Origin of the sequence: Terribacillus saccharophilus (assembly GCF_000725365.1) — a bacterium.
Classification (GTDB): domain Bacteria; phylum Bacillota; class Bacilli; order Bacillales; family Amphibacillaceae; genus Terribacillus; species Terribacillus saccharophilus.
The window spans coordinates 55,896-80,277 of sequence record NZ_CP008877.1 but is presented as its reverse complement, the minus strand read 5'-3'; the positions used below and the strand labels follow the sequence as shown (position 1 = coordinate 80,277).

The window sequence follows — 24,382 nt, the reverse complement described above, 5'->3', positions numbered from 1 at the left end:
AAGGGGAGAACATGAATGAAAGATTTAAAGGTATTTGGTAAATTTAGAGGCGTAGATGTGGTTCTAATAATAAAAGCTCGTCTTAAGAGAGATACAAGAGACAAGGATCTCTACTATTACGATATACGACATGGAGATGATTGGACAACTCCAGTTTGTCTAGAAAGAGGTGTCATGGCAAATTTTTATGGGACTATGGTTACGCTGCAGCCAATTAAAGAATTACATAAAACAGATGATAATTTCCCAGAGTTATTCCTATCTAAAGATGAAATCAAATTCATTTGGGATAACGAGTTATCTTAGAATAATTCAGAGAAGATAGCATCTAACACTTACGCTCGCAAAGCAAATCACTTATTTTAAGCTGATCATCCCATCTAGAAGCAGAGGGACCTTAAAGAGATTATCCCTATAAGGGTTAATCTCTTTCTTTCGAACTTGACATTCCCATACCAATTGAAAAAGGAGTGTTAGAGTCGATCCATTCCTAATTATATCCCTAACATAACTCCTAAATTAATGGAGTATAACATTTACGTAAACGTAAACGTTTATAATTGGTGCTTGGACAGGTCTGCATGCTGGAGGTTACACGAAAAGCAACAACCGGTAGCTTGCACAGGGTCGGTGCATCAGCGCTACAAGAGCCAAAAAAACACTGATATCCTCAATGTTCTGTATTGCTTTGCTCTTTACAAATCAGTATAAACAAAGTCAAAAGTACGAGGTAGAACCATATAGAACCTTCCGAACCAACACCATTTATAGGAGCATGTGGTATAATCTTCTTGCAGCCGATTCAGGAGGTGAAGAGAGCCATTGGCTATGCTATCCCGTAAAAAACGTAAGCAAGAGGAAAAGAAAGCTCACAACTTCTTTTCCAAAGCTTACAAAACAGTTCAGTCCATCAATGCCTTGCACGCATTGATTAAGGCTGGCAAGTGGGTGAAGGACACATTCATTTCGTAATTTAGCCTCACCTTTATACACCAAGAGGTTTCTAGCACTGTATAATTCCATCCGTCGTGTATCTCTAAGGCTGGTTACCTGAGAGATACCCTCCTGCGCTTTACTGTGCGCAACACTGCGCAAATAACCTAATGCAATCGGGGATGGATGAAGTCAGCGTGACGTACCTCAGTTCAAAACGAAGGGAACTTGATCCCTTCGTTTTTAAACTTTACATCTATATCCATTCCTATGCCTGGATATACTTATATGTACCCTAATTTCACAAAAAGAAAAAGGACAACAGCTGGTTAGGCTTGTTGTCCTCTTCGTGGTGAACTTTTAAAGTCACGATATTAATTACGTATCCGGGCTTAACTCACAATTAAGCTTATCGGACGTCCGGTCCCAAAAGAACCATTGCGCTATACATTTAAATCCCGTAAATGTTACAAATCAATAATAATGTATTACTTGCTTATATGCAAGTAATACTACCGAAAAAAGACAGATTAGGCTGTTTAATTTACTTAACTAAGGGGTTTATCGAGGAGAAACTTTGTATCTATCCAAGATAAGATACTGATATCATCAAACGTTTACGTAAACGTTTGCGTATGATGACTACAAGGCCATAATTTTCATATTGAAAAGGAAAATGTTTATGTAGCCAGCAATGTTATTCCAGCCAAAGAAGATGTGATTGGCTGATTGGCTTTGAAGTAGAAGTGGTGTCAGTCATTGTGGCTATGGCTTTACAGGAAGGAAAGCTGTGGTAAGAGAAATCCAAAAGATGGAAGGCTGACATGAACATCTATACCTGAACAGTATTGATGGTCCAATTTGGATTCCACAACTAAGAAGAGAAGGCAGGATAACCAGTCCTGTCTCTATTAGAGCCCTAGAGGTAGGTGCTGAGCATCCTCCGATATATATTTTCATTTTTCATTATCCTATCTTTTTCCATGTTGTTATGACATTCTACACAAAAGATCATAACTGTGTTATCACCATACTTATGAATCCTTTGCAACCACACATGTAACATAGTTTTCCCAACAAAATACTAGAAGCATTCATATCCCCCTTTTGACAAAAAAGTATCCTATCCTGATATGATTAAATTATCAAATATTAGGAGGTTTGGATATGGAAGTAAAGAAGGCAAGTAACATGGTTGATAAGATTGGAAATCTTAGTGAAATGAAAGGACAGGCTAAGCTAAATCTGAACCATTTAATAGGTAAAAGAGAGAACCTGTTTTATGCAGTGAAGAGAGGTCTCCCTGATAATGTAGAGAGTGTTACTAGCCAGTATCTTGCTGGTACTTATGGCAACCATATTGGAGCTTCCTTAGTTGATTATGCTCAGCAATTAGAATCTGTACAGAGAGATATTGATAGACACCATGCCTTCATTGCTACCTGCCAAGTTGAAATAGATAATTTGAAGAAAAACATCTGAGATCATGTCCTAAATAGCATTAATATTGCAAGTAACTAACTGAGGAGGTGATTCTATGCCAACATACTCTGAGAAATGTGGTTGTGGCCAACCATACAATGTCAGCAAGGATGGAGATTATCCTATGAAGGATGTACTTACAAGAAAATGCCCTTCTTGTGGTACAATGCTTTCCATTAAAGCTTCTTGGTTGGATGCAAAGTGGGATTTTGATACTGATTTCAAAGGCAGCAAGTAATATGAGGGTGGCCAACAGCCATCCTTTTCTTGTACCCATACCAGAATTTCGCATTACTTTGGACACAAACCTTTTTACCTATGTTACGCTATATTTATCCATTAGCATAGGGGTGAAATCATGATAGCAGAAGAAGTATTGGATGTAGATAAGGGCAGGGTAGAAACCATAAAATTGCTGAAGGAAAACATTGCAGAAAGCAAAGCAACTGTTAGAAAACCGGAACTAAGACACTTTCTGTTCTATGCAGTATACAGGGGTATGCCACTTAGCATCAGGAATATCACATCAAACTTCTTAGCAGGACACCATGATAAACAGAATGTAATGCCTTATCTCATTATGTTTTAGAACTGCGAAAAGCCCAGAAACAGCTAGAAAGCCTTCATCATTACAATTCTTTTTGTGAAAGGGAAATTGAGAGCATATTGGAAAGCCAAAGCAGTGGAGATAAGAAAGTTCCATCATAGGCTATACCATCAGGGCTGCTGTAACTGGACACTCAAAATGGGTGTCTTTTTTAATGGTAGTATTATACATAATGCATAATAGTGGAGGTATTTTGTTTGGATTATTTTATGGAAACATGGCAACAAGTAGTTAGTGACTGGGAATTATTTAAGTCAGCACCACCTGAATATTTTCATAAATTTTGGATTGATATAGCAAGGCATATAGTTTTAATTTCTGTTTCAATTCTCTGCATTCTCACTCCATTTGTACTCAGTTTAGGAAGGGTAGGTTGGAGAAAAACATGGAGAAGTCTTATATCACAGCCTAGAGAACATATGAGAATCATTTATATATCATATGGTTTGTTTCTCTTTGGTGTATGGATATTTGTATACTATCTTATAGATAAGGACTGGACAGAATTATTTGAGAATCTGTTGCCTAACTTTATAACAGAATTATTTTTTATTCCTATCACTGTTATTTTGATAACTAATATTATAAATAAAGCACAGGAAAATAAAGCTAGGGAGGATGCATACCATACAATAGGTGCTGTTCATCTTAACACTATAAACCCCATAGTTATTGACTACATACAGCTTGTCACAGCAAGACCATATAAGGATTTATACATGAATAATTCAGTCATTAGAGAAGAACTACTTGATACTATAGACAATTTAGAAAGTACAATTACTGGTGATCATATAAATGGAATAATCACTTACTACAAATTTGATGAAGACAAAACTGTAGCAATAAAGAAAAGACTGCACCATAATCAATTTCTAGCAATCTATAAGGAAAAGAGTACACAAAGACTGGATAAATATCTTACTAAATATGTTGCAGTTATCCCTAAAGATTTAACCAAGAAAATAATTAGGGTGGAACAAGCATTCTTACACAAAAAACTAAAGGTTTACTATAACAACTTAGGAAAAGCAATGAACTGGGAAAGTACCATTCTAACAACTGAATTTTATGCTGCTTATAAAGAATTAGGAGATGCATTATATGACCTAGTTACTTATTTTAAGAAGTATGAATGATGTAGGTTAGTAGAGAGGTATACAACTGGATACTTATATCTTAATTATAGCTGCACTTGGTCTGTTCACTATATATATGTTGACATTTGTTTATCGCTTTAGAGAAAATAACTGGTCAGGTTTAGTAGAAAGTCTTTTACCTAACTTCATTGCTGAATTACCGTTCATTCCAATAACTGTCTTAATAATCTCTTACCTTGTAAATAAAGCACTGGAAAAGAATTCAAGAAGAGAGTCATTCCATACTGTAGGTGAACAGCATTTTAAATTAACAACAAAGATGGTTGCATACTATTTTATTGTATTAGAGATTGTTATTATTAGTAATTGTATACGTAAACGTTTGTGTTTGTGTTTACGTATACCTTAATTTGAATTCCGAAGGTTTTAAACCTATCAGTGTAAATAGTTGAGTTCACTATGGAAATAAGGAATGATATAGCCAATAAAGTATTTGCTTTGATGTCTTATAAAGAGTTATAGTAAACGTATACGTATACGTTTACTATATAAAGGTAGGTGCATAAAATGGGTACCACAATAAGTTTTGGCATTCAAAAAGGTGGTGTAGGAAAGACTACCACTACAGCAATCACGAGCTACTTGTTATCAGAAATGGGTTACAAGACCTTAGCAGTTGATTTTGATTCACAAGGTAACCTTACTGGTATGCTTACACAACGAAACATATATGATTTCACGGATCATACTGTACTTCAGGCCGTGAAAGAGAAGGATGCAGCTAAGTACATACATAATGTGTCTGAGAACCTGGATATCTTACCTGCTGAAGATTTTCTAGCTTTACTGCCACAATTCCTGCATAGAGAATATAAAGGAAAGCCTGCTACCGTGTTGCGTGAAACACTAGAGCCTGTTAAGGACCAATATGATTTCATTCTTATTGATTTACCACCTAACCTGGGGGATCACACTATTAACGGCTTAACAGCTTCGGATTACGCTGTAGTTATGCTGCAGTCTGAACCATTCTGCTATGACGCCCTAGAAAGGTATCTAGAGTTCTTACAAGGAGTTAAGACCAATGCAAACGATGAGCTAATGCTAGGTGGAATATTAACCACTATGCTTGACTCAAGAGCGACACTGGATAATTCGATATTAGATCAGGCTAAAGAAGACTATGGTGATTTACTATTCGCTTCTGTTATAAAAAGGAGAAGTAGAATTAAGGAATTTACCATAGAGGGAATTCAAAATAGATTAAAGAATGATCAGGTAGCATTAGAGCCATATAAGAAATTTATTGAGGAGCTGATACAGCGTGTCAACTAAGAAAGATAAGTTTAGTGGCCTATTATCCAAGAAGAACATGGGAGCAGAAAAGAATGAAGTACATCTTCAATCTGCTCACCAATCCTTGTTTAATGAAGAACCAGAGATAAAGAAGACAGAAGAGAAAAAAACAGAAAGTCCTCGAAAGAAAAAGCTATTTGAGGAAGAATACTCCCGAGCAACTTTTTATATCGAAAACGACCTACTTAAGCAAATTAAAGATCATGCTGGTAGAACCAAAGGTGAAAAGACTAGGATTGTTAATGAAGCCATTCAGCAGTATTTAGATAATCATTACAAATAAAAGGATATGTTTACGTGTACATAAACGTATACGTAAACATATCCTATTTTAATTCTTTTAAATTAGATCTATTATAACTCTAATATCTTCGGTTATTTAAGTTCCCTCATTTTCTTCAATCGGTAAACGTAAACGTTTTTGTTTACATCCTAAAAAAGTAAAGTTAGTTCTTTATTAATGGTTGCCTAATAAATAAGCATTGTGTGTCTTGTAGCAAATGTCATCTTTACCTAACTGGCAGCTTAAATGGAATTAGCTTACAGAAATTAAGAAATTGTAAAGTTGAAAAATAGCTAACACCTTTTATGCCTATTTACCGATTATAAGAATGAAGGGAGATGATCAGGATGATTAGGCCGGAAATGTACTCAGAGTATTTGTTGGTGAGGCAGAAAGTAGTATTCGACTTTATCGCATATGAAGAAGGTTATGACTTAGAAAGAGCATTAGAATGGGATCACAGGTTTTTAAGGTTTACTGATGAGGAACGAAGAATGTTTGAAGAGATGTACATGGATCATGCATCAATAATATTTGGCGAATATCCAAATAAATTATATTAGATACTATGTCATCGAAACACAAATAGTGTATACGAGAGAAAGAAAATACTGATACTTAGATTACCGAATATGTCGACCAACATGCTTCAGTTTTAAAAAGACTATAAGACTAAGTTTACGTGTACGTAAACGTTTACTAGAATAATTAAGTATACTAATCTCGAACAACTCTTTGACCAAAAAAACTAGGATTGTTAGTGCAGCAATTCAGCACTATATAATAATATGGTTAAGATCATGTTTACGTGTACATAAATGTACACGTAAACATTTGATTTATTCGCTTTTGAATTTGTTAGTGAACTCCCAATTATTAACCTTAACACTATATCCATTATGATGTCTGACTTCTTCTGTAACTTGAATCTCACCGTTCTTCTCTAGTTCCTCCATGGATTCATCGTACATTGACGTATACTCTGCAGCATCACCTTCCTCTATGATATTCCTCTCCATCATCCTTTCGAAAATATAACCTTCAAAAGTTTCGGATTTATACCAATCAATGCTATGGGTGTATTCGTATATTGCCTTTAATACATTATGCTTTTTAGAGGCCTCTTTTAATGCACCATCAAATATAACCCTACCTTCAATATGAGCATAATAGTTCCAGTAGTTTTTACCATCTAGATCGTCTTTGGTTGCCTTTGCAATTTCATTTTTTAGAGTTAGTAGAAAGTCATCTGTCAAAAGCCATTTTTTACGATTAGGTACTTTATATTCCTGATACAATAGAATCTCTCCTAACTTTTACATTTTATCTACGGTTCGGATCTCAACATTATAGATCAGCTACATAATTAAACGTTTATGTTTATGTTTACGTTTACGTAAATAAGTCAATTTATCCTTTTTATTTCTAATAAGGTGGAATTGATGGGAATAATAGCACTAGTATTTTATACTAGTAATTGCGATTATACCATACATATCCAGAATAGGGGTTGACAAGGAAAATGAACAAACTACTGATGTCATCATTTTTGATAGTGATGATTGTCCTTAGTGCATGTGGAAAAAACGACAGTTCTGACGATACTGATGCAGCAGCTAAACCAGCAGATACTCCCGAAGAAGTCATTCCACAAGCATCAACATTAGAAGAGCCTGTAACTGAAACTACTTCAAAAGAGGAAGACGCAGCTTTACAGCAAGATGCTGCACCACAAACCTTAACATTACAAGAAAAAGTAGACCAGGTTGGAAATTCAACACTTTTTAGTAGTAATGCTCAAGATTACAAAGGATTTGAGATTATCGAGAAAGACGGCTATACATATTTTATCTACGATTCTAAAGACCATGACCTTGCTGTATCTGTAGAGAAGGATAACAAATGGGTTGCTGAAGACGTTCCAATAAATATAACTGATAGCAGCCTGCCTAAGGACAGTTTAGGTGATCGAGAACTTATCAGTTCTGGTGATTCTTTATTGTACAATCTAGAAGTTGTTGGAGAATCGGATTACCATGTGGTTTATAAATTAACGTTTGATCCGACCGGATCGGTAACGGCAGAACTAGTAAAACAAACAGAAGATGGAGAAGACGCAGATTTAGTTCAAGGCAGTGATGGTAAGGCATACATATTTAATCACATACAAGACTCTTCTGATTACTCTTACGAGCGTGTTTTGATGAATGATAAGGGTGAAGAACTGTATTCACTCAAGAACATGGAAGATGGAGTAGTAGACTTACTGGATGTTCACAATGGAGTTATCTATCAAGAAGATACTGTTTACGATATCAAAGTGGATGATTTCATATGGGATGAACATGGACAAGAAATGAGTTTTGATTTGAATTTTGATGTCGCACCAAGCAATGTCTACAAGTCAAACATCGCAGACCTATATAAATTAGACACTTATCTTTGTGCAGGATGCACTGATGGGATGGCAGCTAGAGCAGATCTTTCATATTCTACTAATGGAACATATGAAACAACTGAAATAAGTAAGTATACGCTCCCTACAGAGGCTGCTGTATATGATGCGACTATGGTTGTTGGAGAAGACTCTATTAATGTTTACTCCATAGTAGAATTCAAAGGTAATCCTACTTTACAAAAATATACTATTGGCAGAATAGACCAACCAATATCACTGGAATAGGAGAGTAAAAATGAAAAAAACAATTATCTCATGCTTTGCCTTTTTCACTATCTTTCTACTAACAGCATGTGGAGCTAGTACTCAGGATAATTTACAGTCTCAAAAATGGAATGTGGTTGCAACAAATGGAGAAGCATATACGGCCAGTTTTGGTCAGGATACTATCACTTTTACTTTTGCTGGCATAAGTATGGGATTCAGCTATAGCATCGACGGTGACGTACTCACAATGGAACGCCAAGATTCAGATGAAGGACCGATTTCCTTTAATATTGAAAAGAATAGTGATGAGTATACCTTCACTGCACAAACAGAAGATGTAAAGGACCAGTATGGGGATCTGACTCTATCCGAAGCCAAATAAGATCATTTTATAATTATGTACACGTAAACAAAAACGTTTACGTGTACGTTTAAGTTGCACATTTATTATTTACTAAGAACCAAGTTAGACACAGGTAGAAGTGCCCCTTAACACATTAGATATTACGTTAGCAGGAGAGTATATTATGGATAAAAATAATAAATTAGCTTTAATTGTAGCCTATTATTTGTCTAGGTTTTATGTTGATGAGACGGATCGTACACCACTTGAAAACATTGAAATCTATACGGGAATAACAAGAGCATTTGATGAAATCGGAAAAAGGTTGAATGTCAAACCGAAAACGATAAAGAATATGAGAGATCATTTTGATCCTTTACATGGACATAGAAAGGGATGGCATCAAGACGTTCTTGGTCCGTCTAAATTAGAAGTCTATGAGAAATTTAAAGATCTAAGTGAAGAAGCACTAGTTGATATTGTAAGAGATATTATAGACGTTAACGGCTCTAAAGACGAAATTAAACAGAACATAGATATATATACAGAAACTATTGATGCAGATGATGACGATGGGCATAAATCAAAAAAGAAATTTGGTACACGTGGAATAACTGGTAAGAAAGCTGAAGAGATTTTCTTAAAGAAATATAATGCTGGAGAAATTGATAGATTAAATTCTCCAATTATTGATTGCCGTGATAACGGCTGCGGGTACGACTTTGAGGTGGATGTTAAACCAAAAATTGTATACGAGGTAAAAGGATTAGCCGGATCAAAAGGAGGAGTAAGTTTTACTGATAAGGAATGGAGCGTTGCAAAGAAGTTAAAAGATAACTTTAACTTAGTCTTAGTAAGTAATGTGAATGATGAGCCTCATATTCGCATAATAAAAGATCCATATAAACATTTAACTGCAAAGAAAAGGGTGACAAAGACTGTAGCAATTAGCTGGTCTGTTGACGAAGTATAGGGGAACGGAAGGGTGTTTGAAGAAATGTACATGGACCATGCTTCATTGATATTTAGACAATATCCCCTAATAATTAAGTAGTGTAACTTGTAGGAAAAAACACAAACGTATACGTTTGTGTTTTTTCCTTTTAGTGTTTAGATCTCTTGTACTTTAGCTTACATAATCAATGTTATCGGAAGTGACTATGAGGGGTGCCGGTGGATTCCAGCACCGTATTCTTACAAAGGTGTTTCAAGATCAACAATTTTGCAAAACAATAAAGGTATACGTAAACAGAAACGTTTACATAGCTAACTTATGGCATTAGAGCTTACATACAAAACATTCTCCTTCATCGTTCAAATAATATAGAAAACGCTCACCATCATTTAAGAAGATATGAATAGATTAAGCAATGAGACACTCTTATAGGGTGTCTTCCTTAATGATAGAACCATTTATCATTGATGAGGATGATTATTATTAATCATCCCCTTTCTTATATCATAACAATTACAACTTAATTTGTTGAAGTAAATCACTCATACCTATACCTAGCGCTAAACAAATTTTATGTAAAGAAATAACTGTTAATGTTTTTTCTCCTCTTTCTATAAGACCAATAAAATTATGATGTAAACCTGACTCCTCAGCTAAAATTGCTTGAGTAAAGCCATTTCTTTCCCTCTCAATTCGAATTGCTTCCCCAATCATTAACTTAAGCCTTTTATCTAGTTCCTTATCCATAAAATCACCTCTAAAATAATTATAAGATAACTTACAAATACACACTATAGTGTGTTTATTTTTATTTGAGGGTAATTTATTATGTAATTAGTTACCAATTATCACGGCTACTGCCCCTCAGCAGTCAGCTAATGAAAAAATTGCGAGGAGAATGCAATATGCAAAAATTGAAATTTAAGGTAGAAAGTTTTAGGAAAATTCCAAATCCATATGGTATTTTTATGGATGATACTAAGAAAAAAGCACCAGAAATGATCTTTGCTATTGTGGATGTAAGAGAGCTTCCTGAAAGCATTCCTACTAAGACCAATCCACGCGAGCAAAATATGAGAACGAAAGTCGCTGGACGTATAAAGGATGGTCTATTATCAGATCACTCTCCATTCTTTATATTAAACAGAGGTATTTTATTGTCAGCCAAGGATGTAAAGTTTGATAATACAAACTCAGAGTTAACTATTTTCATAGAAGATGAGACTGTTCACGGAAATGTTGATGGTGGACATACTTATAAAACAATCCTTGATTACCGTGATAGCCTTGGTGCCAATACTAAGCAATTTGTTAGAATTGAAATTCTAACTGGTATTGAAGATATTTTCGAAGATGTTGCTGCAGCAAGAAATACCTCAGTTCAAGTTCAAGATAAAGCAATTGCAGAACTAAAACAAAAGTTTAATATGATCAAAGAGTCCATTGAGAGTGAGCCGTTTAAGGATGATATAGCGTATAGAGAAAATGAAGATAAGAATATTGATGTTGCTGATATTCTAACTCTTCTATACATGTTTAATTTAGAGAAGCATGACAATCGTGAAAAAATGGCTGTAAGTGCTTATAGTTCTAAACAAACTTGTGTTAAGGACTATACAACCGCTTATGATAAGTATGAAGACAATGTTGAAAGTAATCCTTATTACAAAATGAAAAATGTAATGACAGATATATTTAAATTATATGATCTAGTGGAAACTAGCATGGCAAGAAAGTACCGTGAAGTTAATAGTGGAGGAATTTACGGAAGAGTAAAAGGTGTTGAGGTTCCAAAATACGAGACTAAATTTAAATCTAAGTTATACAAAAAGAACATGGAACACCGTACGCCTAAAGGCTTCTTGTATCCTATAGTAGGAGCTTTCCGTGCACTACTGGCTGAAAAAGATGGAGTTTACTATTGGAAAGCAGACCCAATAAAATATTTCGAAGAAATTGGGAAAAATCTCGTAGGTGATACTGTAGAAAGAAGCCGAACATTGGGTAATAACCCAAATGCTGTTGGTAAAGATACAGGAACATGGAAACAATTATACAACAATGTCTTGACTCAATACCTTCTTAACCAAGCGGAGTAATTATTTATTAAAAAGCAAAAGATCGGCTGCGGGTACGACTCTGAGTTGGAACTAAACTCAAAATTGTATTCGAAGTAAAATTGGTTATCAGCCATAAAAACACTAGGGGGTCCCATAATGAATCAGCATTTAGCAGAACAGTTCGCCTTAAGAAACGCCGAGTTGCATTTGAGTGATACAACCAACCTATCTCCTGAGGAGATGAAAGAACTTATTGAAACTGTTATTGAAGAGGTATTTAACCATCAAAAGGTAAGCGAATCGGAAATAAGTAAAGATGGTATTAGAACTTCACTACAAGATTTCTTACGAAATTACAGAGAATATGACGACAATGAAACTGGAATATTAACTAATGATAACGTTAGTAATAAGTGGCTGGAGGAATACCAACCAGATAACACATGGGAACGATGGTGGAGATTCAGGAATTACCTTACTAGTCATAAAGATCGTTCTGCCTTTCAAATAAATCAACTTTATACATTAACTCATAGAATTCTTTCTAACATAGGTAACCCGGCATTGGAGAGCTTTGATAAGAGAGGACTAGTAGTGGGTTATGTACAATCGGGGAAAACCGAAAATTACATAGCTTTAGCAAATAAAGCGATTGATTCTGGATATAAAATAGTTGTAATCTTATCCGGAATTCACAATGATCTTAGAACTCAGACCCAAAAGCGTGTCGATGAGGAAATAATCGGGACGAATACTGAAGATTTTAAGACAATCTTAGGCGTAGGAAAAATAAAACGGTTAAGTATAAGGCCTGTAACTCTTCGTACTAAAGAGGGCGATTTAAATAGTACTAAAGCGAAATCTGGTATTCATCAGCTAATTACTAATGAAACTCCATCAATTATCGTAACCAAAAAAGTAACTAGTGTGTTAGAGTCATTAAAAGAAATCTTAAGTAAAGTCGATAAAGACTTACCAATTCTTTTTATAGATGATGAAGCTGATCAGGCGTCGATAGACGTAATGAATTCTAATATTGATAGAAACGACATTAATTATAAGCCTTCGACTATAAATAGGTTAATAAGAGAAAACTTCCTACTATTTAGTAAGCGATCTTATGTTGGTTACACAGCAACACCATTTGCTAATATATTAATAGATCATCGCACAAATCACCCAACTTATGGTCCAGATCTATTTCCTAAAGACTTTATCATAGATTTGCCAAAAAAAGAGGAATACTTAGGTCCAGATGAGTTATTTGGTTTCAAAGATGGTGAGAGCCTGCCATTAATTAGAACAATAGAAGATGATAAATCAGAAAAACAGGTATATGAGGCTACAGAAGTGCCTGATGATCTCTCTAAAGCGATTAAATCCTTTATTATTTCTGTAGCGGTAAGAAAGTTGAGAGGGCACGTAAAAGAACATAACTCCATGTTAATCCATATTAATAGATCCGTTGACTCTCATGATAAGATTGCTGAAGTAGTTAAAAAGGAATTTAACCTGATAACTGACAGATTAGCGAGTAACGAAGATGAAATCATTAAAGATTTCCTTAAGCTCTGGAGAGATGATTACATCCCTACTTCTTTACAAATGCAGATCTTTAATGAAATTGAATCATGGGAAGAAGTAATTTCTGAAATAAAACAATCTATAGAGTCAATTAAGATAATGGTTATAAATGGTGAATCTGATGACAGTCTTGATTATCAAAAGAATAAGGATAATGGCTTAAATGTAATTGCGATTGGCGGCGATAAGCTTTCACGAGGGTTGACACTAGAGGGGCTAACTGTTAGTTATTATCTACGCTCTAGCAACACTTATGATACATTAATGCAGATGGGACGATGGTTCGGTTATAAAAAAGATTTTGAGGATCTTTGCAGAATTTACATCTCTTCTCAATTAGTAAAAGATTTTAGAGCAATTGCAGTCGCAAATTTTGAGTTTAGAGAATTGTTGCAGACAATGAAAAAATTAGATAAAAAGCCAATTGAGTTTGGCTTACGAGTAAGATCGCATTCAGTCATGAAAGTAACAAGTCTATTGAAATTAAAAAGTGCCACAAATGATCTAGAGATGAAATCGTATGCCGGTACTAAACCACAAACTATCTTCTTTAATACAAATGATGAGATAATAGAAAAGAATTATTCCAGTACAGAAGCGTTCTTAGATAGTCTTCCTAAGCCAGATCACAACTTAGGAACTAAAGGTAAGGTTCGACTGTGGGAAGAAGTATATGCAAAAGATATCATTAATTACTTGAAAAAAATTGAGGTTCCGGAAGATGTTATATCCGGTTCTCCTGAAAGATGGCTAAAATATATTAATCACGAAATCTCGAAAGGGAATTTGAAGACATTTAGAGTTTTCCTTATGTCAAACCAATTAAAGGGAAATGTTGCTACTGTCGGTAAGTATGATTGCAATAGGCCCGGGAGACAAACATCTCGCGAAAGGGGCTTAATTGATATCAACGTATTGAGAAGTGGGAATGACTTAAAAGAAATCAGTAACCATCTTAACGAAGACATTCATCTTATTGAAAAACCTATTTTATTAATTTATCCATTTGTGGCAACTGAGAACAAGAAACCTATCGAAAGTATTAATCAAAAGCTAATAGGTTTATCCATAGTATTTCCTCATAGTGAAACAAGGGATATAGAATACACTGTAAATACAGTGGAAGAATCAGCTAATTAACTTAAAAACAGGCGCATTTTAATCTGCGCCTGTTTTTAAACGCATAAAATCTATACTACGAAGACTTGAAATTAGATTTATATAGATAAATCTAATTAATAACAACCTCTTTTAATTGCTTCTATTTTAACGTATCTCCTAAGTATACATATTCCAAACACTTTTCCAACTCTGTGCGCTGCTACTTCCGTCCGACCAATAATATTTAGATAATACCCACGATAACATTTATGCTAAATCACAAGAGATTTTCAAACATAAACGTATACGTATACGTTTATGTTTATGTTTTTTTCTTAATGTTATCGGAAGTAACTATTGATAAATATTATGGATTGTTTGAGCCAGACGAAGAAGGAAATGTAAATGTTTAATTCCTAGATTAACAGGTAGTTTAACCTTTGGTGAAGATTTTAGACGGGCATTGAATATGGCCGAAGATACCCTCGGTGGCTTTTTGTTAGTATCAGAGATTGAAAATGATCCATTCAAATCCTAGTGCAATATCTGAATTAGATATTCCGAATGGAATCAGTGCAATTCTTATAGAAGTAAATACTAATAAACTAAGTACCTTTGAATAACAACATAAAAAAGAGGACCGATTAGAGATAGGTCCTCTTTTTAACAATCACTTTTATGGTTCATGCTCAATAAGTATCACACCAATAACTCGATAAAATCTCACAAACATTTACGTAAACGTTTGTAAAAAAACAAAGCGCATCATTTATATTTTTCAATCTAGTTGTGTAAAGAAGAAATAAATAAGTCCGACCTCACCAAGAGACCGGACTTTTATTTTCTCAAGTGATTATTTCTCATATAACACTATATATCTTCCATCTTCAACTTCACCATATGCTGCCACGTACTTATCATGAGCAAGTTTGGCGTCTGTAGTATAATTATTCGAATCTTCCCACTCGCCAAAAGCATATATCGGTTTTTCGTTAGCTTCGATTTCGAATGCAAAATACTTTCTCATAGATTTCACTCCTCTTTTAATTATAGGGAAAGGTCAAGCTCCGGCTGTTCTATGCCACGTTTACGGGAATTGGTATCAATGTTATCAGGAATACCGTCACCATCCGTATCGCGATTAATTGGGTTTGTACCGTCTCTTTTTTCCTGAAGGTCTGTCATGCCGTCTCCGTCACGGTCTCGCATTGCCAGATCCTTTTCCATCTTTTGATGCTCTCCCATGCCAATGCCTCTGGAGACGAGCTTATCAAGTTCTGCTTCAACAATTGCTCTGTCATGTGTCAGACTAGATATCGCTTTAACATTTGTGAAGCTGGCTACGCCAACAAAGTACATGTCCTTTTCAACCTGCTGCAGTGGATCATAAAGCGTTCTTTTGTAGATTTGTACTTTTCCTTTGCTCTCACTAACTTGTTCTACGTGTTGCAGCGGGATATGACCCTTAATAAGCTCAAAGGCGCTTTCTGCTGTCTCTTTTTGAGTGAAGGATACTCCTAGTCCTTTTACTCCTTCTAAGCTGTTGAGGGAGCTCTCTATGAATCTCCCTTTAGCAATAGCAAATGTATCTCCATGTTGCAGCAGCGTCAATGGCAGCTCTCCTTCTTGAAGGGAGCTGGTATTGGTCTGCAATACTGAAGGGACATCAAAAGTGATATTTCGCTCTGTAATGACATCTTCAATCTTTCCTATTATACTTGCACTTTCTTTTTGTATATCTTCCTGGTAGGCTAACAGCACTTTATCATTTAATTCTCGAGCCCATTCTTTTATGTAAGCAAAACTATAATCTCCTGTATCCATCCCAAAACTCTTGGCTGTCAGGTAAGCAACACTCTCGGCCTGAAGCTCTTTTGTTTTATCAGCATAATCACGATACTTACCTGTTTCACTATGAAAGATCGAATGTGCGTACTCATGAATAAGCGTTGCGTACTGACTGGAAATGTCCTTATCCGGATCAGCATTGATAACAATCTTATGTTCTAAAGTTGAATAGAAACCTTTATTATCATGAGCAACGTTCCTATCTAATTCTATTGGTAATTCCTCACGTAATTTATCTACTGTTGCTTGAAAAGTTTTTTCAGCAAATTCACTTTCCTTAACTGACCCCGGGACTAGGGAATGTTGAGGCAAAGGGACTCCTTTTGTATCATTCACATCGAAAACATTGACCATCTTATATCCCTTAATCACATTTTTTTCGACTTCTTTATCTGTCTTTGGGTCAATCTCTTTTTCTATGTTTGTGATAGGGGTAAATACTTTGATTGCTTTGGAACCTTTATTCACTTGTCGCCCAAACTTGTTCCACGTCTTCAATCCTGCGACTAATAGAGCATCAGGTTTCTGCGTATAAATAAGCATTTGATTTCGTAGGGATCTCTTCGGAAACTTACTAGCAAAATCCAAGTATCGTTTGAAATCATCAGCACTGGCTACTGCTTCTTTTACACCCGTTAATAGCTTTTGATAATTATCCTGAAGCTCTGGTTGTCTTTGTGAAGGTGTCTTTGTCTGGTTTCTTTCTGCCAAAATTCTCACTCCTTATTTAGCTTCTACTGTTTCAAACTTATAATGATGGGCCTGAGCTATGAATATTCCGTTTCTTAGTCTTTGATTTGGATTTAGATTCTAAATCCTCTTCAAATTGCTTCTTAGAATCGAAATTCCTTGACTCCAATAGTCCTTGGAACAATCCTCCCGTAAATCCGTTAATTGTATTGGCTGCCTTAGTTAAATCCATCGTAAATTCATTAATCTCTTTATTGATGTCTGAATTTAGAGACTGGATATTAAATTCCCTAGATAAGTTATCGTGAGCTTTAATGTCTGGATTAATAATTTGTAGTAATTGTCGTTCATCATCCGGCAGCTCTTTGATATTTCGTAGACACTCATCTTTAAACAGCAACAAAAATCTTGGATTATCGAATTGGAAATTAGGATATTTAGCTTTATTATGCAACCTTGTTTCCCAATCACTTCCATGAGTATTGGTCAGTATTCGTATTATGTTTACTTGATCTTCTGTAGAGTATCTTCTAAGTACCGGAATTGATTCCAATGTAATTGGTTTCTCGTAATACTCTGTTCCTACAACAAGTAATTCTTTCTGTTCCAATGACATATTTTCGATATTAATTTCTGGATAGTTCTTGCGAATCTCCAGATCGTAGAATTGATGCATCAGAGCATATGCTTTTAATGTATTGTCCTTTTTATTACTGTAAATTACATAAAGTTTATAAGCTTCAGGATTCGCTAATTTCGCTTTATTCAATTCTTTATCAGTTGGTGATTCACTCAACTTCAAAATTTCTCTTGCTTTATCTACGACGGTTGATTGTTTTTTATACTCTTCTTTAACTGTCAGTGTAAAAGCGAATCTATCTTTGATTATGTGATTGATCTCTTTAAGAATATTTTCAGATTCTAATTCTGTCTTAATCTCATTAATCTGATCTAATGACAGGATGCGATTATTTACAATAGTATTTTCAACAACTGCAATTTTCTCATGAGTACTAAACTCACTATAATCCAAATCAAAATAATGCTTGTCTAAGAAACGATTTGCTTCAGTCTCGAAGACTTCTAGTGCTTCGGAAACCAGTATTTCTTCTTTCTCAATACGTTCCAACTGGCTTAATTTTGTTTCACTGTCTTTCCTAAATTGGATAGACCTTTTCCATTGTTTCAGTTGTTGTTTTCGTTCTTCAATCGATTCCACGTTAACAAACATTTTTAGTTCTTTAGCAACAGTTGAGAGAATCCTTTTCTCCGTCGGAGAAAACTTACGAGCAAACTTATTCTGATATTCTCGTACAGATTTTTTCTCTTTATGTTTCTTAAGATCGGAAACAATTTTATTATGTTCTTTGATCTTTTTATTTGTATTTATACGATCAGACTCTTTACCTTCACGTACTCTTTGACGTGCAGCATAACCCTCATGAATAGTAGGTAAAGATTCAATTCCTCTATCTTTATTAGAAAGGTGAGAAATCTTTTCCTTAATACCGTTCTTCAAAAGGTATTCATTTGTTTTATCAGCCCAAAGTTTCCTCCAGGATAGAAATACTTCTTTTGAATCCCAATCTGTAGTAGGGACTTTTCTGAACGATTTTTTTCCTTCTTTGTCTAAGACATGATTACCATCTTTATCATATATGTATTCTCTTTTTGCTTTAATTCCCCAACTTCCATCTTCATTGAATGGACGCGTTGGAAGCATGACATGGAAGTGAGGATTATTATCATCGTCTCTATGTATCGCGATATCTGCAACCATTCCACGATTCACAAAAGCTTCCTCACAAAATTCCAAAGATAGTTCTCTTTGTTGTTCATGTCTAAGCTCAAGAGGTAATCCGATATTGAATTCTCGAGCAAGTTGAGCATTATAATTCTTTTCGATCTTATTTACTTCATTCCACAATTTTTCTCTGTCATTTACCCAATTAGGGGCGTGGGAAGGGGCGAGTATATGAGTTTCAGGCTTCACTTCACGAACGTAATCCCATTTCTTATTTTCTAATTCATCATGTAGCTTTTCACCTGAACGGTATGCAGCGCTTGATACAGGACTTTTAGGTTGTCCATTTTTTGAAATACGACCGATTATTTGCCCATTGAAATGATAGATAGCCAAAACTCGATTCACCTCCTAAATAACATGAGCGTAGCGAATTTTAATAACCACGCCTGACGGAAATCATGTAGAACGAAGTTCGAAATGATTTTAGCACAAACTCGATAGAGTGTATAAGTGCGCCTTTATAACTTCCTTACGGATAATATCCTACCATGTTTTGGGATTTTTGTCGATTTATTTCCTCGTTAATGGTAATATTTGTTGCCCACAATTAAAGAGTTTGATAGACTAACCATAGAAATTACATAGGAGGAAGATTATGTCTGCAACTACACAATCCAAAATACTATCTATAGATGAACAGATTCAAAAATTAAAGGAAAAGAGAAATAGAGAGGTAGCTAAATTGGAGAGAAGCACTGGAAAGAAGTTTCTCGAATCATTTAACCTTGAGAGCAAAACAACAGAAGAAATACATGCATTCATAGACGAACTGATGAAGAAGTATAATCACGAATCGAGTTCGAACAAGACGAGCGATTTAGCTAATGGACAATCAAATCAACAAGCTTAATCAGCAAATAGAACATCTGGAACGTAAGAAAAAGGTATACGAACATTCCCTAAGTCAAGAAAGTAGAAAAGAGAGAACCAGGAGACTTATTCAAATTGGTGCTTTATCTGAAAAGTATTTCGAATTGAATCAAAATGATTTACAAGAGGTAGAAGAAATCTTTAAGCAGTTTTCTGCATATGTAAAGTCAAACAAACTGGATAAACATAAAAAAGAAGGAAGCAATTAGCTTCCTTCTTTTTTATGTCTATTCTTTAACGGTTTACGGCTCGTGGGGTACGGCCGAAGGCAAATGGAACAGGAACCTACGCAATGTAGGCGACACGTTTTTTGGAGCCGTACATTGCGTGGTTATCGAGCCATTTAGTGCCACAGCGACACGTACAGAATGACTGGAAGTGTTTTTTACTTCCGGATCAGTCTGTAGTGCTGCCGTCCAAAAGAGTTGTTATAGTTTGTAGATATTCTGTATTAAATTATCATCATCCCTATAGAAAAACTATATTTAAAGCAGTTTTTCGTCGGTTATAAATTGCGTAGTAATTAATAACCTTCCTTACAGGGGTTCGATGCCCCGAAAAGGAAATGATTTTGCAGATATGGAATAATCACAATTAGTTTGATATAATAAAAAAAGGAAGAAGCTAACTGCGAATTAGCTCCTTCCGAGGATTAAAACATTACTTTTGCTCGTCATCGTTTTTACGATTGGCGAGCTTTCTCTTTAAATCTACGCACATATCAATAAGAGATACAACCTCTTTTAATCCCTTAGCTAATGCAAAGACAGAACCTGCTCCAGCCATTATCCATTTAGCTAAATTTAATATAAAATCCATCATCTTATCATCACCTCCTTCTTGATACACAAACAAGAAAAGGCGCAAACAGGGGGAAGGATCGCTTACGCAGCGTAGCGTAGAAGCGACTCGCAAGTTGAATTTAGATAGACCGAGCGAAGCCCAATGACTTAGGGAGCGTTGGGAAGCGTTTTTTGCTTTCTTACGCTCCCTTAGCCTACTTGGCTTTGCCGTTCTATCTTTATGAAACGTCGTCCTTCCGGCTGTCAAAAGCCTTTTCTTACAATGAGAAGAATAAGGAGAGAGACATACACTACACCCAGGACAAGGATGTAACAGCCAGTTACATCCTTGTCCGACTTCCCGGGTTCGATGCCCGGGAAGTCGGCTGCAAGCGAATAAGCGAAGCGATATGAAGCGTATTGATTCGGTTTTGGAATCAATCGGTTTTGGAGGGCTCGATGCCCGACAAAGGCGCCCAATACTTTTAATAAAACAAAACAATATGTTATAATAATTGTATAGGAAGGAGCTAATTGCCGTTAGCTCCTTCCGGGAATTACAGTTTACTTTTTCTCGTCATCGTTTTTGCGATTGGCGAGTTTTCTTTTTAAATCTACGTACATATCAATAAGGGAGACAACCTCTTTTAATCCCTTAGCTAATGTGAAGACAGCACCTGCTCCAGCCATTAACCATTTAAATAATTCGAATAGAAAATCCATCATCTTATCATCACCTCCTTCTTGATACATAAGCAAGAAAAGGCGCAAACAGGGGGAAGGATCGCTTACGCAGCGTAGCGAAGAAGCGACTTGCAAGTTGCATTTAGATAGACCGAGCGAAGCCCAATGACTTAGGGAGCGTTGGGAAGCGTTTTTTGCTTTCTTACGCTCCCTTAGCCTACTTGGCTTTGCCGTTCTATCTTTATGAAACGCCGTCCTTCCGGCTGTCAAAAGCCTTTTCTTACAATGAGAAGAAGAAGGAGAGAGAGACATACACTACACCCAAGGACAAGGATGTAACAACCAGTTACATCCTTGTCCGACTTCCTGGGTTCGATGCCCAGGAAGTCGGCTGCAAGCGAATAAGCGAAGCGATATGAAGCGCATTGATTCGCTTTTAGAATCAATCGGTTTTGGAGGGCTCGATGCCCGACAAAAGCGTCGTGAGTCAATGAAAATGAAGTTAACTTCTACAGATGTAGAGGTAATCCCTAATAAATACGAAAGACCATTAAAAAAGAAGGGAGCCAATGGCTTCCTTCTTTCATTTTTATAACTCTAGTTCGTTACTTTTTGTTAATGATTTATATCCCTTAATTAGGTCTTGATCTGGTTCATCATTTTGAATTACTTCTTTAAATATAGGAACAAAAGCATCAGAATCCAAAACAGATTTTACAGAGGCATTGAGCATAGTTGCTCTATCAATTTTTGACCAATCTAAGTTGAAACCATTCTTTAATCCCAGTGTCCTCATAAACTCACGCTGAGTTCGTCCATTTCCTTCCCGGAAGGGATGGAGGAAGTTTAATTCTCCCATGTAATAAGATAACCGTTGTGACATTTCATCCTTGTTCAAACCTTTAAGGAATCTCTCGTTTTTTAGCTGCTTATTCAACAAGTCTTTTCCGTTCTGATCAAGGAAGAGGGGGGCAGCAAACGTTGTTCCTTTCGATATGCCTTCCTCACGGAATTCTCCGGCAAATGCATATAAATCTTGGAATATGTACTTGTGGATCTTCTGAAGGTGTTTAACTCCAAAAGATCCAGTCAGTGGTTTCTGGTCTAACTCAGCAAGTCTTTTTTCTGTCAGTGCAGTTTCGACCTTTTCAAGTTTTTTGTGATCTTTTATATCATATTTATTAATCAAAGTATCTGTACCAGGATAGCAATACTTTGATTGCTGATTTTCATAATTACTCATTTGCTAATTCTAATACTTTCTTAATAAATTCATCGTGTGTAATTTCTCCTTCTAAGCTAAGCTTTACCAACTCATCCTGTTCTTTAGTTGAATGCAGCCCTTCTAATGCATTAGAAGCTTTTGCTCTTCTTATCGATTCATCAATACTTCTTTTAGGCAATTGACTTCACACTCCTTAAAGTTATCTACTTTAAAAGTCCATATCGAAATCTTCATTGATTTCTCCAGTAGGTGGGGAATTGCGTACCAACTGTCCTTCTCTAGTACCAAAGTTTTCTTCATTTTGTTTATTAGAACTGTCATCAGAAACATCAGAGAGTAGATTTAAGTTTTTTTGTTCGATCTTTCTATTTAGATGTCTAAACTGACTGTCCATAGCATGTTTAAGTTCAATTAATACATCATAGACATGTTTGTCTTTTCCCTTATTTATTTGACTTTGTTTCTCCTGCTGCATCTCATTTTCAATTAAGTGAAATGCATATTCACGAAAGGTACCATGCTCTTCAAGTCTCTTAAGAACATAATCATACATTTCATCAGTCATCTGTGTTGTTCTAACATTGAATAGGGGGGTTCTTTCACTTTTGTTAGCCATGATCTCACCTTAGTTTTCTTTTAGACTTCAGAGAGTCTTTTAGCTTCTTCAGCTCTACTTAAAACCTCTAGTCCAAATAAATTAAGCATACGTGCATCATCAGCAATTATATGATTAGCTTCTGATATTTCTTGTCCGTATTTTTCTTCAGTCACAATCATGATTGACTCTTTAAGAACTGTTGCCACACCTCCAAAATAGAAGTACTTGTATACTTTATCCTTAGGGGCAGGGAACGTATTCTCGACCTGAGTTATTTTAATTTGTGCATATTCTTTCAATGCTTTTTTTATAGTCTCAGTTAAGTCGAATTTCTGTCCAGTGTTTCCGTCCTTACGCTCCATCTTAGACTTATCAATGTTAGTAAATATAAATGTCTCAAGATCTCTTACAGTCTTAAAGTGTTCGACCAGTTTTTCTTTCCTGAATTGCTCTAAGAACTCAAGAAATGGCTTATCAGCATTATAATCAAACGAATCTCTACTGATTGGCGATTTTAAACCTGCAGGTAACAATACAAAGTCATCGGTTCCTCCACCAAGATCACATAAAACAGTATCATTGCCTTTAAATAGATCAGCTTGCGCATTGTCTTCCAAGTCGAAGTTCTTCTTGATACTCCAGCGAGCAACTTCGGATTCAATCCTACATACTGCTTCTTGGACGTTGATATTTAAGGTTTTTTCCATCCCTGGGGTCAGTATTTTCACTTCATGCTTACCTTTAAAGCGATTGGCGAATGCGCTTTGCATTTCACTGAATTTAGAAGTCTGTTTTAAAAGCCAAATAGGCAGCATAGTAGAAAAATAGTTAATTACAACATCATTGCTTTCATCTTTTTTCAAAGCATGGTGGTAGGATGTAGCTGCTAAAAACATGATATATGTGATATGCGAAGTAGCTTTATTATGTAGTTTTCTGATGTGGTTATTTCCCAAAACCTCGTTTTCGGCAATCTCACCAACCAAGAAGAATTTTTCCTCACCATCAATGTTAGTAGAGATTAATATCCTACCTTTTAATTCTTCAGGTTCCTCTATAGAGGTAGTAAATTTACCCTCAGCGCTCTCACGGCTTATTTCTACTACATTAGTCGGTAATTCAAAGAAATAACCATCTATCATATTCATGTACATGCTATTACCAAAATCAACATTCATACGTGATATTTCCATATAAATCTACTCCTTTTTGATTTCACTTTATACAATTATACCATTTATATTCACGATAAGTCAATGAACTGATTTCACTTATAAACACCTACAAATAAGCATTTATAAGTATTTTTATCATTAATTGAAATCATTGATTTCGCTCTTTTTATAAAAACGACAAAAAAATAGACTCCTAGCTAGGGAGTCTATTGCGTACATTTAATTTAACTGCTA

28 protein-coding genes are annotated in these 24,382 nt (G+C 35.5%); 17 read left to right on the top strand and 11 right to left on the bottom strand.

Annotated elements, in window-relative coordinates:
* The first annotated feature begins 15 nt into the window (after positions 1-15).
* The 9 genes from GZ22_RS17850 to GZ22_RS17815 all read left to right on the top strand — a co-directional run bounded on the left by GZ22_RS17850 (position 16) and on the right by GZ22_RS17815 (position 6,324).
* Positions 16-306 (top strand): LPD28 domain-containing protein, encoded by a 291-nt coding sequence (locus GZ22_RS17850; protein WP_041592345.1) that lies wholly within the window; start codon positions 16-18, stop codon positions 304-306.
* 516 nt (positions 307-822) lie between these two features.
* The gene (locus GZ22_RS18735; RefSeq protein ID WP_164072146.1) at positions 823-972 is read left to right on the top strand and encodes a hypothetical protein; all 150 of its coding nucleotides are present in this window, start codon (positions 823-825) and stop codon (positions 970-972) included.
* Positions 973-2,100: 1,128 nt separating this feature from the next.
* Positions 2,101-2,415, top strand: a complete 315-nt coding sequence (locus tag GZ22_RS17845; protein ID WP_041592344.1) for a hypothetical protein — start codon at positions 2,101-2,103, stop codon at positions 2,413-2,415.
* A 55-nt stretch (positions 2,416-2,470) separates the two neighbouring features.
* Positions 2,471-2,653, top strand: a complete 183-nt coding sequence (locus GZ22_RS17840; RefSeq protein WP_041592343.1) for a hypothetical protein — start codon at positions 2,471-2,473, stop codon at positions 2,651-2,653.
* A 120-nt stretch (positions 2,654-2,773) separates the two neighbouring features.
* Entirely contained in the window at positions 2,774-3,004 is a 231-nt protein-coding gene (locus tag GZ22_RS17835; RefSeq protein ID WP_041592342.1) for a hypothetical protein, read from the top strand.
* Between the two features lie 215 nt (positions 3,005-3,219).
* A complete protein-coding gene (locus GZ22_RS17830; RefSeq protein ID WP_041592341.1) occupies positions 3,220-4,161 on the top strand; it encodes a hypothetical protein in 942 nt (313 codons plus the stop codon).
* Between the two features lie 528 nt (positions 4,162-4,689).
* The gene (locus GZ22_RS17825) at positions 4,690-5,457 is read left to right on the top strand and encodes a ParA family protein (protein WP_041592340.1); all 768 of its coding nucleotides are present in this window, start codon (positions 4,690-4,692) and stop codon (positions 5,455-5,457) included.
* Positions 5,447-5,761: a hypothetical protein gene (locus GZ22_RS17820; RefSeq protein WP_041592339.1), complete on the top strand. Its 315-nt coding sequence runs from the start codon at positions 5,447-5,449 to the stop codon at positions 5,759-5,761. Before GZ22_RS17825 ends, GZ22_RS17820 begins: the two co-directional genes overlap by 11 nt.
* 347 nt (positions 5,762-6,108) lie before the next feature.
* Positions 6,109-6,324, top strand: coding sequence for a hypothetical protein (locus GZ22_RS17815; RefSeq protein WP_041592338.1), 216 nt, complete (start codon positions 6,109-6,111; stop codon positions 6,322-6,324).
* 276 nt (positions 6,325-6,600) lie between these two features.
* Here GZ22_RS17815 and GZ22_RS17810 read toward each other — a convergent pair whose 3' ends face one another.
* Positions 6,601-7,059: a hypothetical protein gene (locus tag GZ22_RS17810; protein WP_041592337.1), complete on the bottom strand. Its 459-nt coding sequence runs from the start codon at positions 7,057-7,059 to the stop codon at positions 6,601-6,603.
* A gap of 224 nt (positions 7,060-7,283) precedes the next feature.
* On the opposite strand from GZ22_RS17810, the gene GZ22_RS17805 reads away from it, so the two are divergent.
* The 3 genes from GZ22_RS17805 to GZ22_RS17795 all read left to right on the top strand — a co-directional run bounded on the left by GZ22_RS17805 (position 7,284) and on the right by GZ22_RS17795 (position 9,742).
* Positions 7,284-8,444 (top strand): hypothetical protein, encoded by a 1,161-nt coding sequence (locus tag GZ22_RS17805; RefSeq protein ID WP_041592336.1) that lies wholly within the window; start codon positions 7,284-7,286, stop codon positions 8,442-8,444.
* A 10-nt stretch (positions 8,445-8,454) separates the two neighbouring features.
* Positions 8,455-8,808, top strand: coding sequence for a hypothetical protein (locus GZ22_RS17800; protein WP_051748621.1), 354 nt, complete (start codon positions 8,455-8,457; stop codon positions 8,806-8,808).
* Between the two features lie 145 nt (positions 8,809-8,953).
* Positions 8,954-9,742 carry a protein NO VEIN domain-containing protein gene (locus tag GZ22_RS17795; RefSeq protein ID WP_041592335.1) on the top strand — a complete coding sequence of 263 codons (789 nt, stop codon included), beginning with the start codon at positions 8,954-8,956 and terminating at the stop codon, positions 9,740-9,742.
* Between the two features lie 495 nt (positions 9,743-10,237).
* Here GZ22_RS17795 and GZ22_RS17790 read toward each other — a convergent pair whose 3' ends face one another.
* On the bottom strand, positions 10,238-10,471 hold the full coding sequence (locus GZ22_RS17790) for a helix-turn-helix domain-containing protein (protein ID WP_051748618.1): 234 nt from the start codon (positions 10,469-10,471) through the stop codon (positions 10,238-10,240).
* Between the two features lie 158 nt (positions 10,472-10,629).
* Here GZ22_RS17790 and GZ22_RS17785 point away from each other — a divergent pair, with 158 nt between their 5' ends.
* Together GZ22_RS17785 and GZ22_RS17780 are read left to right on the top strand one after the other, a co-directional pair.
* Positions 10,630-11,823, top strand: coding sequence for an AIPR family protein (locus GZ22_RS17785; RefSeq protein ID WP_041592334.1), 1,194 nt, complete (start codon positions 10,630-10,632; stop codon positions 11,821-11,823).
* Between the two features lie 117 nt (positions 11,824-11,940).
* On the top strand, positions 11,941-14,508 hold the full coding sequence (locus GZ22_RS17780) for a Z1 domain-containing protein (protein ID WP_051748616.1): 2,568 nt from the start codon (positions 11,941-11,943) through the stop codon (positions 14,506-14,508).
* Positions 14,509-15,322: 814 nt separating this feature from the next.
* Here GZ22_RS17780 and GZ22_RS18730 read toward each other — a convergent pair.
* The 3 genes from GZ22_RS18730 to mobQ are packed head-to-tail and all read right to left on the bottom strand — an operon-like array spanning position 15,323 to position 19,147.
* Positions 15,323-15,496, bottom strand: a complete 174-nt coding sequence (locus GZ22_RS18730) for a hypothetical protein (RefSeq protein ID WP_164072144.1) — start codon at positions 15,494-15,496, stop codon at positions 15,323-15,325.
* A gap of 20 nt (positions 15,497-15,516) precedes the next feature.
* A complete protein-coding gene (locus GZ22_RS17775; RefSeq protein ID WP_041592333.1) occupies positions 15,517-17,028 on the bottom strand; it encodes an ArdC-like ssDNA-binding domain-containing protein in 1,512 nt (503 codons plus the stop codon).
* Positions 17,029-17,065: 37 nt separating this feature from the next.
* On the bottom strand, positions 17,066-19,147 hold the full coding sequence (gene mobQ / locus GZ22_RS17770) for a MobQ family relaxase (protein ID WP_041592332.1): 2,082 nt from the start codon (positions 19,145-19,147) through the stop codon (positions 17,066-17,068).
* A gap of 262 nt (positions 19,148-19,409) precedes the next feature.
* Between mobQ and GZ22_RS17765 the strand changes: the two genes are divergently transcribed.
* A complete protein-coding gene (locus GZ22_RS17765) occupies positions 19,410-19,664 on the top strand; it encodes a hypothetical protein (protein ID WP_041592331.1) in 255 nt (84 codons plus the stop codon).
* Positions 19,639-19,893, top strand: coding sequence for a hypothetical protein (locus GZ22_RS17760; protein WP_041592330.1), 255 nt, complete (start codon positions 19,639-19,641; stop codon positions 19,891-19,893). The genes GZ22_RS17765 and GZ22_RS17760 overlap by 26 nt, the downstream gene beginning before the upstream one ends.
* Before the next feature lie 451 nt (positions 19,894-20,344).
* On the opposite strand, the gene GZ22_RS18725 is transcribed toward GZ22_RS17760, so the two are convergent.
* Together GZ22_RS18725 and GZ22_RS18720 are read right to left on the bottom strand one after the other, a co-directional pair.
* Positions 20,345-20,506 (bottom strand): hypothetical protein, encoded by a 162-nt coding sequence (locus GZ22_RS18725; protein WP_164072142.1) that lies wholly within the window; start codon positions 20,504-20,506, stop codon positions 20,345-20,347.
* A 524-nt stretch (positions 20,507-21,030) separates the two neighbouring features.
* The gene (locus GZ22_RS18720; protein WP_164072140.1) at positions 21,031-21,192 is read right to left on the bottom strand and encodes a hypothetical protein; all 162 of its coding nucleotides are present in this window, start codon (positions 21,190-21,192) and stop codon (positions 21,031-21,033) included.
* A gap of 373 nt (positions 21,193-21,565) precedes the next feature.
* On the opposite strand from GZ22_RS18720, the gene GZ22_RS17750 reads away from it, so the two are divergent.
* A complete protein-coding gene (locus tag GZ22_RS17750; protein ID WP_041592328.1) occupies positions 21,566-21,745 on the top strand; it encodes a hypothetical protein in 180 nt (59 codons plus the stop codon).
* Here GZ22_RS17750 and GZ22_RS17745 read toward each other — a convergent pair.
* Genes GZ22_RS17745 through GZ22_RS17735 form a run of 4 tightly spaced genes read right to left on the bottom strand, consistent with a single transcriptional unit; the run spans position 21,740 to position 24,166 of the window.
* On the bottom strand, positions 21,740-22,393 hold the full coding sequence (locus tag GZ22_RS17745; RefSeq protein ID WP_041592327.1) for a Fic/DOC family protein: 654 nt from the start codon (positions 22,391-22,393) through the stop codon (positions 21,740-21,742). The genes GZ22_RS17750 and GZ22_RS17745 overlap by 6 nt on opposite strands.
* Entirely contained in the window at positions 22,386-22,553 is a 168-nt protein-coding gene (locus GZ22_RS18715) for an antitoxin VbhA family protein (RefSeq protein WP_164072139.1), read from the bottom strand. The genes GZ22_RS17745 and GZ22_RS18715 overlap by 8 nt, the downstream gene beginning before the upstream one ends.
* A gap of 30 nt (positions 22,554-22,583) precedes the next feature.
* The gene (locus GZ22_RS17740) at positions 22,584-22,991 is read right to left on the bottom strand and encodes a hypothetical protein (protein WP_041592326.1); all 408 of its coding nucleotides are present in this window, start codon (positions 22,989-22,991) and stop codon (positions 22,584-22,586) included.
* Between the two features lie 20 nt (positions 22,992-23,011).
* Positions 23,012-24,166: a ParM/StbA family protein gene (locus tag GZ22_RS17735; protein ID WP_041592325.1), complete on the bottom strand. Its 1,155-nt coding sequence runs from the start codon at positions 24,164-24,166 to the stop codon at positions 23,012-23,014.
* Positions 24,167-24,382 lie beyond the last annotated feature (216 nt).

Bases quoted from the DNA above. Each gene is read 5' to 3' on its own strand.
- GZ22_RS17850 (WP_041592345.1), top strand. From the start codon at position 16: ATGAAAGATTTAAAGGTATTTGGTAAATTTAGAGGCGTAGATGTGGTT.
- GZ22_RS17845 (WP_041592344.1), top strand. From the start codon at position 2,101: ATGGAAGTAAAGAAGGCAAGTAACATGGTTGATAAGATTGGAAATCTT.
- GZ22_RS17840 (WP_041592343.1), top strand. From the start codon at position 2,471: ATGCCAACATACTCTGAGAAATGTGGTTGTGGCCAACCATACAATGTC.
- GZ22_RS17835 (WP_041592342.1), top strand. From the start codon at position 2,774: ATGATAGCAGAAGAAGTATTGGATGTAGATAAGGGCAGGGTAGAAACC.
- GZ22_RS17825 (WP_041592340.1), top strand. From the start codon at position 4,690: ATGGGTACCACAATAAGTTTTGGCATTCAAAAAGGTGGTGTAGGAAAG.
- GZ22_RS17815 (WP_041592338.1), top strand. From the start codon at position 6,109: ATGATTAGGCCGGAAATGTACTCAGAGTATTTGTTGGTGAGGCAGAAA.
- GZ22_RS17805 (WP_041592336.1), top strand. From the start codon at position 7,284: ATGAACAAACTACTGATGTCATCATTTTTGATAGTGATGATTGTCCTT.
- GZ22_RS17800 (WP_051748621.1), top strand. From the start codon at position 8,455: ATGAAAAAAACAATTATCTCATGCTTTGCCTTTTTCACTATCTTTCTA.
- GZ22_RS17795 (WP_041592335.1), top strand. From the start codon at position 8,954: ATGGATAAAAATAATAAATTAGCTTTAATTGTAGCCTATTATTTGTCT.
- GZ22_RS17790 (WP_051748618.1), bottom strand. From the start codon at position 10,471: ATGGATAAGGAACTAGATAAAAGGCTTAAGTTAATGATTGGGGAAGCA.
- GZ22_RS17785 (WP_041592334.1), top strand. From the start codon at position 10,630: ATGCAAAAATTGAAATTTAAGGTAGAAAGTTTTAGGAAAATTCCAAAT.
- GZ22_RS17780 (WP_051748616.1), top strand. From the start codon at position 11,941: ATGAATCAGCATTTAGCAGAACAGTTCGCCTTAAGAAACGCCGAGTTG.
- GZ22_RS18730 (WP_164072144.1), bottom strand. From the start codon at position 15,496: ATGAGAAAGTATTTTGCATTCGAAATCGAAGCTAACGAAAAACCGATA.
- GZ22_RS17765 (WP_041592331.1), top strand. From the start codon at position 19,410: ATGTCTGCAACTACACAATCCAAAATACTATCTATAGATGAACAGATT.
- GZ22_RS17760 (WP_041592330.1), top strand. From the start codon at position 19,639: ATGGACAATCAAATCAACAAGCTTAATCAGCAAATAGAACATCTGGAA.
- GZ22_RS18725 (WP_164072142.1), bottom strand. From the start codon at position 20,506: ATGATGGATTTTATATTAAATTTAGCTAAATGGATAATGGCTGGAGCA.
- GZ22_RS18720 (WP_164072140.1), bottom strand. From the start codon at position 21,192: ATGATGGATTTTCTATTCGAATTATTTAAATGGTTAATGGCTGGAGCA.
- GZ22_RS17750 (WP_041592328.1), top strand. From the start codon at position 21,566: ATGAAGCGCATTGATTCGCTTTTAGAATCAATCGGTTTTGGAGGGCTC.
- GZ22_RS17745 (WP_041592327.1), bottom strand. From the start codon at position 22,393: ATGAGTAATTATGAAAATCAGCAATCAAAGTATTGCTATCCTGGTACA.
- GZ22_RS17740 (WP_041592326.1), bottom strand. From the start codon at position 22,991: ATGGCTAACAAAAGTGAAAGAACCCCCCTATTCAATGTTAGAACAACA.
- GZ22_RS17735 (WP_041592325.1), bottom strand. From the start codon at position 24,166: ATGGAAATATCACGTATGAATGTTGATTTTGGTAATAGCATGTACATG.